Consider the following 15,033-nt stretch of genomic DNA (forward strand, 5'->3'; position numbering starts at 1 on the left):
AACCAGAGAGCACCGACAACCGTCAGGCGTCATGCCCCAGCCGCATCCTCACCTCGACGACGTCGTCGAGATCGAGGCCCTCCGCCTTCCGGACGACCACCTTCAACGGCAGCAGATAGGTGCCGTCCTTGGGGAAGAGCGCGGTGGTGAACGTGGTCTCGCCGATGGTGGCGGTGACGGCGACCTGGCCCCAGTACTCCAGACCCCGGGCATCCTCCTTGAGGTCCTCGGCGTCCTGGACAGGCATCGGCACGTAGTAGAACGGTGCCGGCCCGCGCCACTCGATGACGGCTCCTTGGAACGCGTACTCCATCTCCTACTCCGCGGTGCCTGATTCTGGGGCAAGCTCGAAGTCGTCGAAGTCGAACCCGGGCGAGACCACGCACGAGACGAGCGCGTCCTCGGCCGAGGGGACCGTACGCTGCCACACCCCCGCCGGCACGACCGCCTGCGGCACCTGGCCGGCGGCGACGTCCACCCCGACGAGCACGGTCTCCCCCTCGACCGGAGCCTCGCCGGCGCCGCCGAGCTGGAGGGACACGACGCCGGTGTGCGCCAGCCAGATCTCGTCCGAGGTGACGCGGTGCCACGCGGACGACTCCCCGGCCAGGAGCCGGAAGTAGATCAAGGTCGCGGTCGGACGCACCCGTCCGTCGGGCAGGGTGACGGTCTCGGCAGCAGCCCAGGTCTGCCGGAACGCCCCGCCTTCGGGATGCGGCGCGAGGTCAAGAGCGGAGGTGATGGAGTCAGCGGTCACCCGGCTCATTGTGCCGGGTCTCGTTGGCCGGGTCGTCGGGGAAGCGCGGGTCGCCGAGCAGGTACTGCCAGATCAGTCCCGGCTTCTCGTGCGGAACCCGCTCGGGGCCGCCGACCGAGCGGCCCTCGACCGCGTCCCAGACGGCGTCGACGGGACGGGCCACCCGGCGTACGACCTTTCCGGCCAGGCCCGTGTGCGGCAGGTGGGGATGCGGACGCGAAGGCGCCCTCCGCGCGGCGGCGGCCATCCGCTCCGCGACCAGGAGAAGCTCGTCGTCGGACGCGTCCTCGGCGAGGCGCGAGACCAGCTCGCCCTCCCGCTCCTCCTGGTCGATGAGCGCCTCCTCGACCTCGCCCCACAGCGTGGGCCACCCGTGGGTGGTCTCCCAGGTGGAGCCGTACTCGTGCGCCTTCACGTGGAAGAGCAGCACCTCCAGGTGCCGCGCCGTGGGGAGGTAGTCATGGACCAGACCTGCTCCGCCCTCGCAGTGAGCGGAGACCGCCGGCAAAAGTGCCTCGTCCACCGCGTGCAGGTGGCGGGACGTACCGGCGTTGAACTGGTCGATCGGTGGGCAGCCCCGGCGGGTCTGCTCCGGCCTGGCGATGATGCTCCGAGCGTGGGCCAGGCGCCCAGCGAGCTCGTCGTGCTTGCGTCGCAGCTCATCCTGCAACACGGTCGTGGTGGCCATCTGCCTCACCTCGGCTGCTAGGGGGTCCACCTTCCAGAGTGCGCCTCTTCTCACCCCCGCGCAACAGGCAACCTGCGATCAGACGTCGGCGGGCCGCTCGTTGTAGACCCCGGCCAGGTCCTGGCCGCTCAGCGCCGCGATCGCCGCCATGACCTCGTCGGTCAGGGCTCGGCGGGCCTTGCCGAGAGGTACGCCGTCGAAGCGGCCGGCCACCTGGATCGGCTGCCCGAACTCGACGGTGACCTTCGCCAGCCGCGGCAGGCTCGACCCGACCGGCTGGAGCTCCGCGGTCCCCCGCAGTCCCACCGGCACCACCGGCACGCCGGCGGTCAGCGCCAGGTGCGCGACCCCGGTGCGTCCGCGGTAGAGCAGGCCGTCGCGCGACCGGGTGCCCTCCGGGTAGATCCCGAACGCCTCGCCCTTGTTGAGCACCTCCAGGGCCACCTCCAGCGAGCCGAGCGCGGCCTGCGGGTCGTCGCGGTCCACGGGCAGCATCCCCATGCCCTCGAACCACGCCCGCTGGGCAGCGCCCTTGAGCCCGGTGCCGGTGAAGTAGTCGGACTTGGCCAGGAAGTGCACGGGCCGGGGCGAGACCGACGGGATCACGATCGAGTCGGCGAAGCTGAGGTGGTTGCTGGCCAGGATCACCCCGCCGGCGCGCGGGACGTTCTCGGCCCCGGTCACCGTGGGACGCCAGACCGCGCGGAGAACGGGAGGTACGACGGCGTGGAGGACGCGATACATCACGGGATCATCGTAGGCGGCAACCACATCGCTTCGCGCAGGTCCACAGCCCCCGAGACACGTCGCGGGGTGCCCTCCTCGAGATAGGCCTGCCGGGCCTCCTCCCCGTGGGAGGCGGGGAGCGAGCCATCGGCCCGCACCACCCGCCACCACGGCATCCCCGCGCCCTCGCGCGCCATCACCGAGCCGACCTGCCGAGGCCCGCCTCCGAACTCGTCGAAGAGGGCATCGGCGATCGCACCGTACGTCGTCACCTGCCCGCGTGGGATCCGCTCCACCAGACGCAGAACAGCCTCGACGTACGCCTCCCGGTCGGTCATACCCGGAGGCTAGCGCCTCACAGGACTCCGGTGAACGGCTCGGTGCCGTGAACCAGACGCAGACCGGAGATGCCCGAGGTCGCCTGGGCGTACTCCAGCTCGAGGTCGAGGTCGCCGATGTTGTTGGAGCCCGGGAGCGGGAGCAGGCCGAGCGTCGACAGGGTGCCGACGGCCTTGCCCTCGGAGCTCAGGAAGCCCGATCCGGAGTCACCGGGGATGCCCGGGGTGAGGTTGTAGAGCGGGTGCGACCAACGGGTGCCGCTGTCCCCGAGCGAGAGGCCGATCTTCGGCGAGAGCAGGTCCAGGTCGGCGCGCACCGAGGAGTTTCCGTAGGAGTAGACCCGGTCACCGGCAGCGGTGCCGTCGGTGTCGATGCCGGTCGGACCGCCCCAGATCGGCACGCTCGGGTTGACCTTGCCCTTGTCGCCGGAGCTCACCTTGACCAGCGCGAGGTCGTTGTAGGCGCAGGTGTTCTCGTCGGTGGTGCCGCGCTGCTGCATGGTCACCCACGAGGAGTACGCCAGCGTGCCCTTCCCGATGACGGTGCCCTCGGTCAGCAGCGAACCGCCCTCGTTGAAGGTCACCGGGGTGCCCAGCGGGAGCGACTTGGCCGCGCACCCGTTGGTGTCGGTGGCCTCGCCCAGACCAGCACAGTGGGCGGCGTAGCCGACGTAGACGTTGGCCGCGGAGTCGGTGTAGACGAAGTTGGCGGTGCACTGGGCACCCTTGGTGTACATCTGCACGCCCGGGGTGATGGTGGCCGTGTCGGCCGGAGCCCAGGCGTGGGCCGGTGCCGGGATCAGGGCCGGCACGAGCGCGGCGGTCAGGGCGGTGGCGGCAAACGCTGCGGCGCGGCGTACGGAACGGGTGCGGACCATGTGGGGGCCTCGTCTCTAGAGTGATGTGACTCACAGGTAACGAGGCGCGGTGGCCGGGGGTTACGGGACCGCCACGACCACGGTGTTGCCCTGGAACGAGGTGCCGTCCCAGTCGTCGCAGGTCACCACGACCAGCTTCGGCTCGCCGTCGGTGTCGAAGAGCCTCTTGCTTCGCTTGGCGACCTGTTCCTTGGAGAGGTCGCGCACCGACCGCACGGTGTAGCTGAACTCCTCGTCCTTCGTCCGAACGACGATCTCGTCGCCCTCGTCGACCTCACCCAGCCGGTCGAGGACGCCGCCGCCGTTGTGCAGGGTGTGGCCGACGATCAGCACGGAGCCCTCGTCCGACCCCGGCTTCGCGCCGGCCTTCCACCAGCCCATGAGCGCGGCGTCGGCCGGGGGCGTCAGCGTGCCGTCCTCCATCGCCAGCGGCACCACGTCGGCGTGCACGTTGAGCGACTCGATGGAGACGCCGCGTACCTTGCCCTTCTTCTTCGGCACCTCGGCCAGCGCCTCGGCCGGGATCGACGGGGTCGTCCCCGTCGGGGTCGCGTTGCTCTTCTTCGCGTCGTCGAGCTTGACGTAGTAGTCGTAGGCGGCATAGCCGAGCACGGCGACCGCGACCACGAGAACGACGACGAAGATCTCCCCGAGGAAGGTCCTCAGGCTGGGTTGACCGTTGCTCACTCTGCCGAGCGTGCCACAGCCTCAGCTCGTCTGCGACGGATGGCCAGCCCGGCCCCCGCCCCCATCAGCAGCGCACCCACCCCGGCGAAGACATAGGACGGAGGTACGCCGCGAGTCGGGTCCGCGACGTTCGACTCCAGCCTCTCCGGGTCGATCGCAGTGCCGACGGCCGCGCCGGAGGCCGGCTCCGGTGCCTGGTCGCTCGCGTGGGCAGGGACACCGAGAAGCAGTCCGCCGGCCAGGGTGGCACCGGCGAGCGTCGCGCTGAGACGAGCGCGTGTGGACAACGTCGAATCCTCCGAGGTTCGGGCATTGATGCAACTCCGCCCCCCGCAGCTGCGATCGCAAAACTATCGGTATCGCCACGCACAGATAAAGCCAGCGGCGGCCCCAGAGGAGCCACCGCTGGCCAACAGTTCAGTAATGCTCAGTAGGACGGCTGCGAGGGGTCGATCTGGTTGACCCACGCCACCACGCCACCACCGACGTGGACCGCGTCCGCGTAGCCGGCGCCCTTGGCGATCGCGAGCACCTCGGCGCTGCGTACGCCGCTCTTGCAGTGGAACACGAGCGGCTTGGCGCCATCTGAGGTGAGCTCGGCGACCTGAGGGATCGCGTTGCCATTGAGGAACTCGCCCTTGGGGATCAGGACGGCGCCGGGGATCTTGTTGATCTCGTACTCGTTCGGCTCGCGCACGTCGACGAGGACGAAGTCGCGGCTGCCCTCCTCGCGCTCCTTGATCATCTCGGAGAGCTGGTTGACCGAGATGGTCGAGCCGGCCGCGGCGTCGGCCGCCTCGGTGGAGATCGCGCCGCAGAAGGCGTCGTAGTCGATCAGGTCGGTGACCGTCGCGTTCTCGCCGCACAGCGCGCAGTTGGGGTCCTTGCGGACCTTCAGCTTGCGGTACTCCATCTCGAGTGCGTCATAGATCATCAGCTTGCCGACCAGCGGCTCGCCGATACCGGTCAGCATCTTGATGGCCTCGTTGACCTGGATCGAGCCGATCGAAGCGCAGAGCACGCCGAGCACGCCGCCCTCGGCGCAGGAGGGGACCATGCCCGGGGGCGGGGGCTCCGGGTAGAGGCAGCGGTAGCACGGGGCGTCGTCGGTCAGGGTCGGCGCGAACACCGAGGCCTGGCCGTCGAAGCGGTAGATCGAGCCCCAGACGTAGGGAATGCCCAGGAAGTAGGCCGCGTCGTTGACCATGTAGCGGGTCGCGAAGTTGTCGGTGCCGTCGACGATCAGGTCGTAGCCGGTGAAGATCTCGCGCACGTTGTCGTTGTCGAGCCGCACGTCGTGCAGCACGATGTTGACGTACGGGTTGACCTCCTTGATCGCCGCCGCGGCCGACTCCGCCTTCGGCTGGCCGACCGTCGACTGCTTGTGGATGATCTGGCGCTGCAGGTTGGACTCGTCGACCTCGTCGAACTCGACGATGCCGAGGGTGCCGACGCCTGCCGCGGCCAGGTAGAGCAGGGCGGGCGAGCCGAGACCGCCGGCGCCGATGACCAGCACCTTGGCGTTCTTCAGGCGCTTCTGCCCGGCCATGCCGACGTCGGGGATGATGAGGTGGCGGCTGTAGCGGCGCACCTCGTCGATCGTCAGCTCGTCAGCGGGCTCCACGAGCGGGGCTAGGGACACAACTGCTCCTCAGTTCGGACGTACGTATGCCTACTTGAACACCGCAGGCACATCTCCATGTTCCCTCATAAGTGGGCGAGGCAACGACGCGTCCCGCGATCCGAGTACCAGCGGGTAGGCTGCTGGGGTGACCACGCACCAATCCGAGCTCGACCCCACTCGACCGCGAGGGGCCCGACTGCCCCGAACGGAACGACGAGCCCAGCTTCTCGAATCCGCTCTCGAGGTCTTCGTCGCCTACGGCTTCCATGCCGCCGCGATGGACGACATCGCCGAGAGGGCCGGAGTCTCGAAGCCCGTTCTCTACCAGCACTTCCCCGGCAAGCTCGACCTCTATCTGGCCCTGCTGGAGAAGTCCGCGAACGAGATCATCGATCGCTGCCGGGAGGCCCTGGCGTCGACCGACGAGAACAAGGAGCGCGTGGCCCGAACCGTCGAGGTCTTCTACGACTACGTCGCCTCCGAGTCCGGTGCCTTCCGGCTCGTCTTCGAGTCCGACCTGACCAACGACCCCGCCGTCCGCGAGCAGGTCGACCGGGTCACCAACGAGTGCGCCGAGGTCATCGCCGAGGTCATCGCCGAGGACACCGGCTTCGCTCCCACCGCCTCCCACCTGCTCGCCGTGGGCCTCGTCGGCCAGATCCAGGTCAGCGCTCGCTACTGGCTCCACAACAACGGCGAGCTCTCCCAGGCCGACGCTGCGCGTCTGGTCGCCGGTCTCGCCTGGCGCGGCATCGGCGGCTATCCCAAGACCGACTGAAGCGGCTCGAAGTTCCGCTCGTAGCGCAACGACGGAGTTCCTCATGGTCCGTGTGAGAGGATTCCGAAGCATTGATCGACCCATCGCAAGGAGGACCCGTGGAGGTCAAGATCGGCGTCCAGCAGGCCGCCCGTGAGCTCGTCGTGGAGACCGAGGAGTCCAGCGAATCGGTGGAGAAGCTCATCGCCGACGCCCTCGGCGGCGGCGCTGTGCTCGCTTTGACCGACAGCAAGGGCCGCAAGGTCATCGTCCCGACCGAGAAGCTCGCCTACATCGAGATCGGCCCGGCCAAGGTCGGCAAGGTCGGATTCGCCGGCTGAACCGCTCCGGACCGTTCGGCTCAGGGATGCCCCTGATTCCGGTGGCGAACTTCCGGGTTTAGGCCATGTTGCCCGTGCATTCCCGTCTCAACAGGTGCAATATCGAGAGATAGGCGCTTTTCATGGCGCCCTCACAACCTGAAGGGATCTGGGCATGATCGGGACCATCATCACCGTCCTCGTCGGTGGCGTCATCATCGGGCTCCTCGGCAAGTTCCTCGCCCCGGGCAGCCGGGACAACATTCCGTTCTGGCTCGTCGTGGTCTGCGGAATCGTCGGCATGCTCGTCGGCGGCTGGCTCTACTACGCCATCTTCGGCGTCGCCGGCAACGTCGCGGGCAACCCGAACTACGACATGTGGAACACGTCCAAGGGCATCGACTGGTGGCGTCACCTCTGGCAGGTCGTCGTCGCGGCCATCGCGGTCGTCGTGGCCGCTGGTGTCACCGGAAGGTCCAAGGCCTGAGCCTCGCCCAGGTCACTCGAAGCGGTCCCGCCCCTCCGGGGGTGGGGCCGCTTCTGCATGTACGCGGCCCCGGCACGATCACCAGTTGCGCTGAGCCGGCGGCTCCGGCGGCACCACGTCCGGCGGCCTGATGACGTAGACGATCCGCCCGGAGCGGGCCCAGGCGCGGTCGAGCTCGCCCGCGTCGTAGGTCGCCCGCACCTCCGCATCGCTGAGGATCCTGTGGGAGGCGGGGTCGTGGACGACGGGATCGCCGTCCTCGTCGAAGCCGGTCAGCACGAGCAGGTGACCGTTGGTCACGTACCCGGCGCCGGTCAGCTCGCCGTCCTGGTGCGAGACGGCCAGCACGAGCGGGATCCCGGCCTCGAGGAACCGGGCGGCCTCGGCGAACGAACGGAGCCTGGTGACGTACGCGACCAGGCCGCGGGTGCCTGCATAGGCGGTGTTGAAGGCCCAGTTGCCGGCACCACCGAAGGACTCGTCGTAGACCTCTCTGACGGTGAACGGCACCTGCGGGTCGGGGGTCTCGTAGTCCACCCAGGCGGTCTCGGCGGGCGTCGGCCCGACACCCCAGAAGTCGGCGATCATCGCCGTCGAGGCGGCACTGCACCAGGACTGCCCGCCACCGTCCCAGTGCGGGTAGCGGTCACGGTGGAGCTGCTGCGAATAGGTGGGTACGCCACCCACGACCGTCCCGCGAGGCGCCGCCCCCGGGGCCGGCGCCGAGTCCCGGGCGCCGGCCGAGACCATCGCCCCGAGCAGGCTCGCCCGGGGCAGGCCTCCGGCAGGACCGTGCAGGCTCAGCCGCAACGAGAACGCCGAGAACCTGCGCCCGTCCCGCGCCAGGATGGTGTCATCGGCCGGGGTCGCCACCGGGTCGTCCTGACCGGCGACGGAGGTGGAGGTGATGGCCGGGTCCGAGGACCAGCGAGCCAGCACCAGCCAGCCGCTTCGCTCCCCCGACTCGGCAACCACCTGAGCCGCGACCTCCACCCAGGTCCCGGGCGGGGTCACCACGTTCCAGGAGGCGACCAGCTCGTCGAAGCAGAACCCCGGGCTGACCTCGGGAGACGTCCACACACCGGCTTCGGGGACGATCTGGGTCCCTGACCAGCCGGTGAAGAGGATGTCAGTGCTCAAGCCCGAGCTTGCCCATTCGCTCGACGTGGCGCTGGGTGAGCCGGGTGAGCATCTCGCCGATGGTGCCGAGGTCGAGACCCGGAAGGTGGCCGCCGGCGATCAGATCGCTGAGCCCTTCGCGGGTGGCCGCGACCTGCTGGGCCTGGGTGATCGCCTCGCCCATGAGGCGCCGGCCCCACAGCGCCAGCCGTCCGCCGATGAGGTGATCGGCCTCGATGCCGGCCCGCACCCGGTCCACCACGAAGTCGGCACGGCCGGCGTCCTCGAGGGTGGTGACCACGAGCTTGTGAGTGTCCTCGTCGAGGAACCCGGCGACCTCACGGTAGAAGTCGTTGGCGAGCCCGTCACCGACGTACGCCTTCACCAGCGACTCCCACCAGTCCGCGGGCTTGGTGTGGATGTGGAACTCGTCGAACCCCTCGCGCAGCGGCTCCATGGCCGCGTACGGGTCGGTCCCGAGCTCCACCAGCCGGTCGAGGACCGGCTGGATCTTGGCGTGCTGGGCGGCCGCCATCGCGAGCAGAGCCGTCTTGTCCTCCAGGGAGGGCGCCATCTTGGCGTCGTCGGTCAGCCGCTCGACTGCCGAGACCTCGCCATAGGCGACCGCTCCGAGAAGGTCGATGACGGCGGCCTTGTAAACAGGATCACCGAACGGATCCTGAGGACCCGTGAACTCTGACGATGCAACCACGGGAGAACCCTACCGATAGAATGCCTTTTGACCGACCCAGCGCCGCTGATATTCAACTTTCATATCGCGGCGGCTCGGATCCCGTATGTGCGCGGCGTGGCACTCGCTTGGCAAGCTCGAGACACCCGTGAGTCGCTCGCCGCATTCGATGAGACAAGCGAGTAGCGACGAAATCATGACAACGTTCAAGGACCTCGGGGTTCATCCCGAGATCTGCGCTCCGCTCGAGCGCAAAGGCATCACCACCCCCTTCGCCATCCAGGAGATGACCCTCTCGGTCGCCCTGCAGGGCACCGACCTGATCGGCCAGGCCCGCACCGGGTCCGGCAAGACGCTGGCCTTCGGCATCCCGGTCGTGCAGCGCAGCGTGTCCCCCAAGGACCCTGACTACATCGACCTCCCGCAGGGCAAGCCCCAGGCCCTGATCGTGGCTCCGACCCGCGAGCTGGCCATGCAGGTCTCGGCCGAGATCTCGCTGATCTCCCAGGACCGCGGCCTCCGCGTGCTGACCGTCTACGGCGGCGCCGGCTACGACCCCCAGATCGACGCGCTGGAGAAGGGCGTCGACATCGTGGTCGGCACCCCCGGCCGCCTGATCGACCTGGCCAACCGGAAGGTCCTCGACCTCTCCCACGTGCACGCCCTCGTCCTCGACGAGGCCGACGAGATGCTCGACCTCGGGTTCCTGCCCGACGTGGAGAAGCTCGTCACCCTCACCCCGGAGACCCGCCAGACGCTGCTCTTCTCGGCCACCATGCCGGGTGCGATCGTGGCCCTGGCGCGCTCCTACATGCGCCACCCGATGAACATCCGCGCCGAGTCGGCGAGCGAGCGCGAGACGGTGCCCGCCACCGCGCAGTTCGTCTACCAGGCCCACGACCTCGACAAGCCCGAGATGATCGGCCGCCTGCTGCAGTGCGAGGACCACGACAAGGTCGTCGTCTTCGCCCGCACCAAGCGGCAGGCGCAGCGCGTGGCCGACGACCTCGCCGAGCGCGGCTTCGTGGCCTCTCCCCTGCACGGGGACATGCAGCAGGCCGCCCGCGAACGGGTGATGCAGAAGTTCCGTGACGGCAAGGTCGAGGTCCTGGTGGCCACCGACGTCGCCGCCCGCGGCATCGACGTCACCGGCGTCTCCCACGTGGTCAACTACACGACCCCCGACGACGAGAAGACCTACGTCCACCGCATCGGCCGCACCGGCCGCGCCGGCGCCACCGGTGTCGCGGTCACGTTCGTCGACTGGGCCGATCTCCACAAGTGGAAGATGATCAACAAGGCTCTCGACCTTCCCTTCGACGAGCCGGCCGAGACCTACTCCTCCTCGGAGCACTTCCTCCACGACATGGGCATCCCGAAGGGCACCAAGGGCCGGATCAAGGCCGCCGCGCCCGCGAAGCCCAAGGACAAGGAATCCGGCAAGGACGGCGAGAAGCGCGAGCGCGCTCCCCGCAACCGCGACCGTCAGCGCACCCGTTCGCGCGGCGGCCAGGTCGTCGACAAGTCCGCTGCTGGGGCTGCCACCGAGTTCGCCGAGTCCACGGGGCCCGCCGACGGCGAGGCCAAGGCTGAGGGCGCCGCGCCCCGTCGTCGCCGTCGCCGCCGCTCATCGGGCTCGGGCGGTTCCGCGCCCAAGGCCGACGCCTGAGCCAGATCCAGGCTAAGGAACCACGACCACTTTGGTGCCGAGCCGCGCGAAGCGCCACATCGCCTTCGCGTCCGGCTCGGCCTGGCGGATGCACCCGTGCGACAGCGGTGTGCCGAGCTGGGCGCGGGTCTGCACGCGCTTGCCCTTGTCCACCGGGATGTTGTGGAAGCCGATCGCGGCTCGGGGGCCCTTGGTGAAGCGTACGAACCACTTCATCCGGCCCGAGTCGTCGATCCCCTTCGCGTGCTCGGAGCGGGAGAAGACCTTGTAGGTGCCGGGCTCGAGGTTGTCGTAGACGCTGCCCGAGACCGGATACGTACGCCGCGTCCGATCGCCCGCGGACACGATCCAGACCCGCTGACGGCTGATCGAGAAGACGGCCCGGCGACCGGTGCCGGAATCGTCCGGGAGCACCTTCTCCGCGGCGGCTGTCCGCGCGTCGACGTGGCGGTCGATCGCGGCCTCACGCTGGCCGTCGTGCGGCCAGACCGGAGTGCGGGCCGCGCCGTCCGCGCCCAGCTTCATCCCGCTGCCGGCCGCGCTGGGCCGGCCGTTGGCCACCGGCTCGGCGACGACCTCCATGCCGACGTACAGACCGGCCGATGTCAGCAAGGACGCGACGAAGAGCATCTTGGTGCGCCGAAGGGGCCGCGATCGCATGTGCCGCCCAGTGCTGTTCACTTCTCCATCACGCGCCCGAGTCCCCCTGCGAAATCCACATCGATCATCATCCAAACACGTATCACCGCAAGTCAACTGTCACACGACAGACAGAAACCGTGATTCCGCTGGCGAACCGACGGCTGGACGCCGGAGGCGTCAGCGCGTCTTGCGCCTGGATCGCCCTCGCGGGCCGTGGTGGCAGGATTGCCCCATGTCGAACCCCACCTCCCTGATCACCGGCGCAACCGCCGGCATCGGACTCGCCTTCGCGCAGCAGCTCGCTGCCCGCGGACACGACCTCGTCCTCGTCGCCCGTGACGAGGAGCGCCTCGACGGCGTCGCCAAGAATCTGACGGACGCTCACGGCATCGGTGCCGAGGTGCTCCGCGCCGACCTGACCGACAGCGCCGATCTGGCCAGGGTCGAGGCCCGTCTGGCCGATGCCGACCACCCGATCGACCTGCTGGTCAACAACGCCGGTCACGGCCTCAAGCGCCGCTTCCTCGACAACACCGCCGACGAGGAGACAGCGATGGCGGAGGTGCTCGTGATCGCCCCGTTGCGCCTCTCCCACGCCGCGCTGGGCGGCCAGGTGGCCCGCGGCCACGGCGGCATCATCAACGTCGGCTCCGTCGCCTCCTACCTTCCCCGCGGCACCTACTCGGCTGCCAAGGCGTGGATCAACTCCTTCACGGAGTGGGCCCACAACGAGTACGCCGGCCAGGGCATCAAGGTCATGGCCCTGCTGCCGGGATTCACCAAGACCGAGTTCCACGAACGCCTCGGCTCCGGCTACGACTCGGCCCCCTCCTGGATGTGGCTCGATGTCGACGACCTGGTCCGTGAGGCGCTCGAGGACTACGACGCCGACAAGACCTTCTCGATCCCGAGCAAGCGCTACAAGGCCCTGGCCACCATGGCCCGGGTGGTGCCGTCGGGCGTACTCCAGAAGTTCCAGTCCCTCGGCCGCAAGTAGTCCCAGACGGTCGCGCCCATTACCCGCCGGTAGATGGGCGCGTACGTCTGAAACTAACCGGCGCGCTGCCGGAGGAAGCGATCCCGCTGCCAGGCCGTGAGGGCTCGCCGCTCCGCCACCGTGTCCGTCAGCACCCACCACGGCGGCGGGGTGATCGTCCAGGTGCGCTCGCTCACCGGTGTACGTCTCGCTCGTGCTCGCGCATCCCGGGTCCGCCTCATGAAATCGGCGGGCTGGGGCAGGTCGGAGGCGACCATCGTGACGTACTCCAGCCCGACCCGTCTGAAGTCACCCTCCCGCCGCAGGTCCTTCGCACGCTGCTTCCCGGCCAGATGCAGCTCGCCGTCGTACTCCCCCACCAATCCGGCCCGGAGATCGAGCACGTCCGGAGTCCCGATGTGGCGTCCCTCGAGGTCGAACACCGGCCTGTTGCAGACGACATCGGCAAGCCCCATCCGGACCGTCCAGGTCAGCCGCAGGTCGACCTCCGGCGGGGACCAGACGTTCTCCTCGGCATACCGAAGAGCCCACCGGAGGAGGTCGATCCCGGCCCACGCGGTGAGTGTCTCGGCGTAAGCCCGCATCTCCTCGAGCGAGATCAGGTCGCTCGCCGCCACCAGGTCCAGCCACCGCACCGCTGCCACCGGCGAGGGCGCACGACGCACTTCGAAGGCCGTGGACCGCAGCGGCCCGGTGACGACCACCCCGTCGTGGGACAGTCTCTCGCCGGGCAGCAGGCGCTCGTGGCTCACCTCGATCCCCGGCCGCGGCCGGACGCGGCAGCCAGGAGTCACGACGGTGACCGGACGTCGGCTCCCGTGGTCATCGCAGCCGTCGATCCACCTGACGTTGCGCCAGGCAAGAGCGGCCCAGCCGGTGAGTGCGCCGTCGCCCGGCACCAGCACCGAGGCCTCGAGCACACGCTGCTGCGGCGACTCCCCATCGACGTCCGACGGAACGTAGAACCCTCGCGACGAGCGCCGCCATGCCCGGCCACGGGCCTGTTTCGGGGTCGGCCCGCTCGTCCCCGCACGGTCCACCGGCACCGGCCGCACGAGGCCTGGCCGCCCGACGAGGTCGGGCGGCCGGACGTGCAACACCCGAGCGCTCATGCCTCACATCATGGGCGCGACCACCGACACTTCTCCCGAGCCTCAGACAGCGACCCAGAATCAGGCGTTCGCGATGAAGGTCGTGACCGCGTCGGCGACCATCTGAACGGCGATCGCCGAGAGGAGCAGACCGGCGATCCTGGTGATGAGCAGGACGCCGGACTCCTTGAGGACCTTGAGGATCGGGACGGAGAAGATCATTCCGAGGAGCAGGGTGAGGTGCACGACGACCAGGCCGAGGCCGAGCCCGAAGCCGTCCGCGACGGAGTCGACGTCCTGGGTGAAGACCATGGTGGCGACGATCGCACCCGGGCCGGCCAGGAGCGGGGTGCCGAGAGGCACCATCGCCACGTTGGCGCCCGCGGCGGCCACCGGGTCGTCGAAGTTGTCGGTCAGCAGCTCGAGCGCCACCAGCAGCAGGAGCAGGCCGCCGGCGCACTGCAGCGCCTCGAGGGAGATGTGCAGGTAGTGCAGGATCGCCTGTCCGAACAGCGCGAAGATCGTGATCACCAGGAAGGAGACGGCGACCGCGAGGACCGCCGCCCGACGCTGCTTGCCCGCTGACTGGCCGGCGGTCAGCGAGAGGAACACCGGGATCGTTCCGACCGGGTCCATGATCACGAAGAGCGTCACGAACGTGGAGACGAAGATCTCGGTCAACGTACGACCTCGGGGGCGGCTCGTCCGGAGGCGGCCGCGGCTGCGGCGGCGCGCTCCAGGAGCCGCTCGTACTCAGCGGGTGCAGTGGTGTTCACTCCCAGATGGTGACCCACCTTCCCGGTGCCGTGGTAATCGCTGGATCCGGTCACCACGAGGTCGAGGTTGCGGGCGATCACGCGCAGCTTCTCGCGCACTTCCGGGCTGTGATCCTGGTGGTCGACCTCGAGCCCGGACAGGCCCGCGTCGACCAGTGCGGAGAGGGCTGCCTCGTCCGGCTGCTCGCGTCCGGAGCGGCCCCAGGGATGGGCGATCACGGTGACTCCCCCGGCGGCGGCGACCGTGCGGATCATCGGCTCGAGCGGGGCGGCGTAGCGGTTGACGTACGCAGGCTTCCCGGCGCCGAGGTAGCGGTTGAACGCCTCGTCGCGACTGGCCACGTAGCCCTTGGCGACGAGCGCGTCAGCCAGGTGCGGGCGCCCCGAGGCGGCGGCGTCACCGGAGACGGCCGCGACGTCCTCGAGGGACACCTCGATGCCGAGACGGGCCAGCCGGGCCAGCATCAGCGGCAGCCGTCCGTCGCGGCCGGCCAGGACACGGCCGAGCTCCTCGACCAGCGGCGGGTGGGTCCGGTCCGGCAGGTAGGCCAGCAGGTGCACCCCGTGGCCGGCGTGGATGGTGCTGATCTCCATGCCCCGCACCAGCTCGATCCCGGCCTCGACCGCAGCAGCGGCCGCCTCGTCCCAGCTGTCGGCGGTGTCGTGGTCGGTGATCGCGACGACATCGAGGCCCGCAGCCTTCGCCGCGTGAACCAGCTCGGTGGGCGAATCGGTCCCGTCGCTCACCCGCGAGTGAGTATGGAGGTCGATGCGCACCCGCCCATC

20 protein-coding genes are annotated in these 15,033 nt (G+C 69.4%); 5 read left to right on the forward strand and 15 right to left on the reverse strand.

Annotated features, from left to right (window positions below):
* Positions 1-22 precede the first annotated feature (22 nt).
* The 9 genes from ACFV9G_RS02440 to moeZ all read right to left on the reverse strand — a co-directional run bounded on the left by ACFV9G_RS02440 (position 23) and on the right by moeZ (position 5,716).
* The gene (locus ACFV9G_RS02440) at positions 23-313 is read right to left on the reverse strand and encodes a DUF1905 domain-containing protein (protein ID WP_378724581.1); all 291 of its coding nucleotides are present in this window, start codon (positions 311-313) and stop codon (positions 23-25) included.
* A gap of 3 nt (positions 314-316) precedes the next feature.
* On the reverse strand, positions 317-766 hold the full coding sequence (locus ACFV9G_RS02445; RefSeq protein WP_378724583.1) for a cupin domain-containing protein: 450 nt from the start codon (positions 764-766) through the stop codon (positions 317-319).
* A complete protein-coding gene (locus tag ACFV9G_RS02450; protein WP_378724585.1) occupies positions 747-1,445 on the reverse strand; it encodes a hypothetical protein in 699 nt (232 codons plus the stop codon). The genes ACFV9G_RS02445 and ACFV9G_RS02450 overlap by 20 nt, the downstream gene beginning before the upstream one ends.
* A gap of 78 nt (positions 1,446-1,523) precedes the next feature.
* Positions 1,524-2,189 (reverse strand): lysophospholipid acyltransferase family protein, encoded by a 666-nt coding sequence (locus ACFV9G_RS02455; protein WP_378724636.1) that lies wholly within the window; start codon positions 2,187-2,189, stop codon positions 1,524-1,526.
* A complete protein-coding gene (locus tag ACFV9G_RS02460; RefSeq protein WP_378724587.1) occupies positions 2,189-2,509 on the reverse strand; it encodes an MGMT family protein in 321 nt (106 codons plus the stop codon). Before ACFV9G_RS02460 ends, ACFV9G_RS02455 begins: the two co-directional genes overlap by 1 nt.
* Before the next feature lie 17 nt (positions 2,510-2,526).
* Positions 2,527-3,387, reverse strand: a complete 861-nt coding sequence (locus tag ACFV9G_RS02465; RefSeq protein ID WP_378724589.1) for a hypothetical protein — start codon at positions 3,385-3,387, stop codon at positions 2,527-2,529.
* Positions 3,388-3,447: 60 nt separating this feature from the next.
* Positions 3,448-4,074, reverse strand: coding sequence for a class F sortase (locus tag ACFV9G_RS02470; RefSeq protein ID WP_378724591.1), 627 nt, complete (start codon positions 4,072-4,074; stop codon positions 3,448-3,450).
* Complete coding sequence (locus tag ACFV9G_RS02475; protein ID WP_378724592.1) at positions 4,071-4,361, reverse strand: hypothetical protein; 291 nt, start codon at positions 4,359-4,361, stop codon at positions 4,071-4,073. Before ACFV9G_RS02475 ends, ACFV9G_RS02470 begins: the two co-directional genes overlap by 4 nt.
* A 140-nt stretch (positions 4,362-4,501) precedes the next feature.
* Positions 4,502-5,716, reverse strand: a complete 1,215-nt coding sequence (gene moeZ, locus ACFV9G_RS02480; RefSeq protein ID WP_378724594.1) for an adenylyltransferase/sulfurtransferase MoeZ — start codon at positions 5,714-5,716, stop codon at positions 4,502-4,504.
* 127 nt (positions 5,717-5,843) lie between these two features.
* On the opposite strand from moeZ, the gene ACFV9G_RS02485 reads away from it, so the two are divergent.
* The 3 genes from ACFV9G_RS02485 (at position 5,844) to ACFV9G_RS02495 (ending at position 7,262) form a co-directional block, all read left to right on the forward strand.
* Complete coding sequence (locus ACFV9G_RS02485) at positions 5,844-6,476, forward strand: TetR/AcrR family transcriptional regulator (RefSeq protein WP_091052606.1); 633 nt, start codon at positions 5,844-5,846, stop codon at positions 6,474-6,476.
* A gap of 98 nt (positions 6,477-6,574) precedes the next feature.
* The gene (locus ACFV9G_RS02490) at positions 6,575-6,796 is read left to right on the forward strand and encodes a DUF3107 domain-containing protein (RefSeq protein ID WP_091052608.1); all 222 of its coding nucleotides are present in this window, start codon (positions 6,575-6,577) and stop codon (positions 6,794-6,796) included.
* Positions 6,797-6,950: 154 nt separating this feature from the next.
* Positions 6,951-7,262: a hypothetical protein gene (locus ACFV9G_RS02495; protein ID WP_378724596.1), complete on the forward strand. Its 312-nt coding sequence runs from the start codon at positions 6,951-6,953 to the stop codon at positions 7,260-7,262.
* Positions 7,263-7,340: 78 nt separating this feature from the next.
* Here ACFV9G_RS02495 and ACFV9G_RS02500 read toward each other — a convergent pair whose 3' ends face one another.
* Both ACFV9G_RS02500 and ACFV9G_RS02505 read right to left on the reverse strand, forming a co-directional pair.
* Positions 7,341-8,402 (reverse strand): C39 family peptidase, encoded by a 1,062-nt coding sequence (locus tag ACFV9G_RS02500; RefSeq protein WP_378724598.1) that lies wholly within the window; start codon positions 8,400-8,402, stop codon positions 7,341-7,343.
* A complete protein-coding gene (locus tag ACFV9G_RS02505; protein WP_378724600.1) occupies positions 8,392-9,093 on the reverse strand; it encodes a ferritin-like fold-containing protein in 702 nt (233 codons plus the stop codon). Before ACFV9G_RS02505 ends, ACFV9G_RS02500 begins: the two co-directional genes overlap by 11 nt.
* 175 nt (positions 9,094-9,268) lie before the next feature.
* Between ACFV9G_RS02505 and ACFV9G_RS02510 the strand changes: the two genes are divergently transcribed.
* On the forward strand, positions 9,269-10,741 hold the full coding sequence (locus ACFV9G_RS02510; protein ID WP_378724602.1) for a DEAD/DEAH box helicase: 1,473 nt from the start codon (positions 9,269-9,271) through the stop codon (positions 10,739-10,741).
* A gap of 12 nt (positions 10,742-10,753) precedes the next feature.
* On the opposite strand, the gene ACFV9G_RS02515 is transcribed toward ACFV9G_RS02510, so the two are convergent.
* Positions 10,754-11,401 carry a L,D-transpeptidase gene (locus ACFV9G_RS02515; protein ID WP_378724604.1) on the reverse strand — a complete coding sequence of 216 codons (648 nt, stop codon included), beginning with the start codon at positions 11,399-11,401 and terminating at the stop codon, positions 10,754-10,756.
* Between the two features lie 214 nt (positions 11,402-11,615).
* On the opposite strand from ACFV9G_RS02515, the gene ACFV9G_RS02520 reads away from it, so the two are divergent.
* Entirely contained in the window at positions 11,616-12,380 is a 765-nt protein-coding gene (locus tag ACFV9G_RS02520; protein WP_378724606.1) for an SDR family NAD(P)-dependent oxidoreductase, read from the forward strand.
* A 53-nt stretch (positions 12,381-12,433) separates the two neighbouring features.
* Here the strand turns inward: ACFV9G_RS02520 and ACFV9G_RS02525 are convergent, their stop codons facing one another.
* Genes ACFV9G_RS02525 through ACFV9G_RS02535 form a run of 3 tightly spaced genes read right to left on the reverse strand, consistent with a single transcriptional unit; the run spans position 12,434 to position 15,024 of the window.
* Positions 12,434-13,492: a hypothetical protein gene (locus ACFV9G_RS02525; protein ID WP_378724608.1), complete on the reverse strand. Its 1,059-nt coding sequence runs from the start codon at positions 13,490-13,492 to the stop codon at positions 12,434-12,436.
* Between the two features lie 60 nt (positions 13,493-13,552).
* Entirely contained in the window at positions 13,553-14,152 is a 600-nt protein-coding gene (locus tag ACFV9G_RS02530) for a MarC family protein (RefSeq protein WP_378724610.1), read from the reverse strand.
* The gene (locus tag ACFV9G_RS02535; RefSeq protein WP_378724611.1) at positions 14,149-15,024 is read right to left on the reverse strand and encodes a PHP domain-containing protein; all 876 of its coding nucleotides are present in this window, start codon (positions 15,022-15,024) and stop codon (positions 14,149-14,151) included. The genes ACFV9G_RS02530 and ACFV9G_RS02535 overlap by 4 nt, the downstream gene beginning before the upstream one ends.
* Between the last annotated feature and the right edge of the window lie 9 nt (positions 15,025-15,033).

This window comes from Nocardioides sp. NPDC059952 (assembly GCF_042730435.1).
Taxonomy (GTDB): domain Bacteria; phylum Actinomycetota; class Actinomycetes; order Propionibacteriales; family Nocardioidaceae; genus Nocardioides.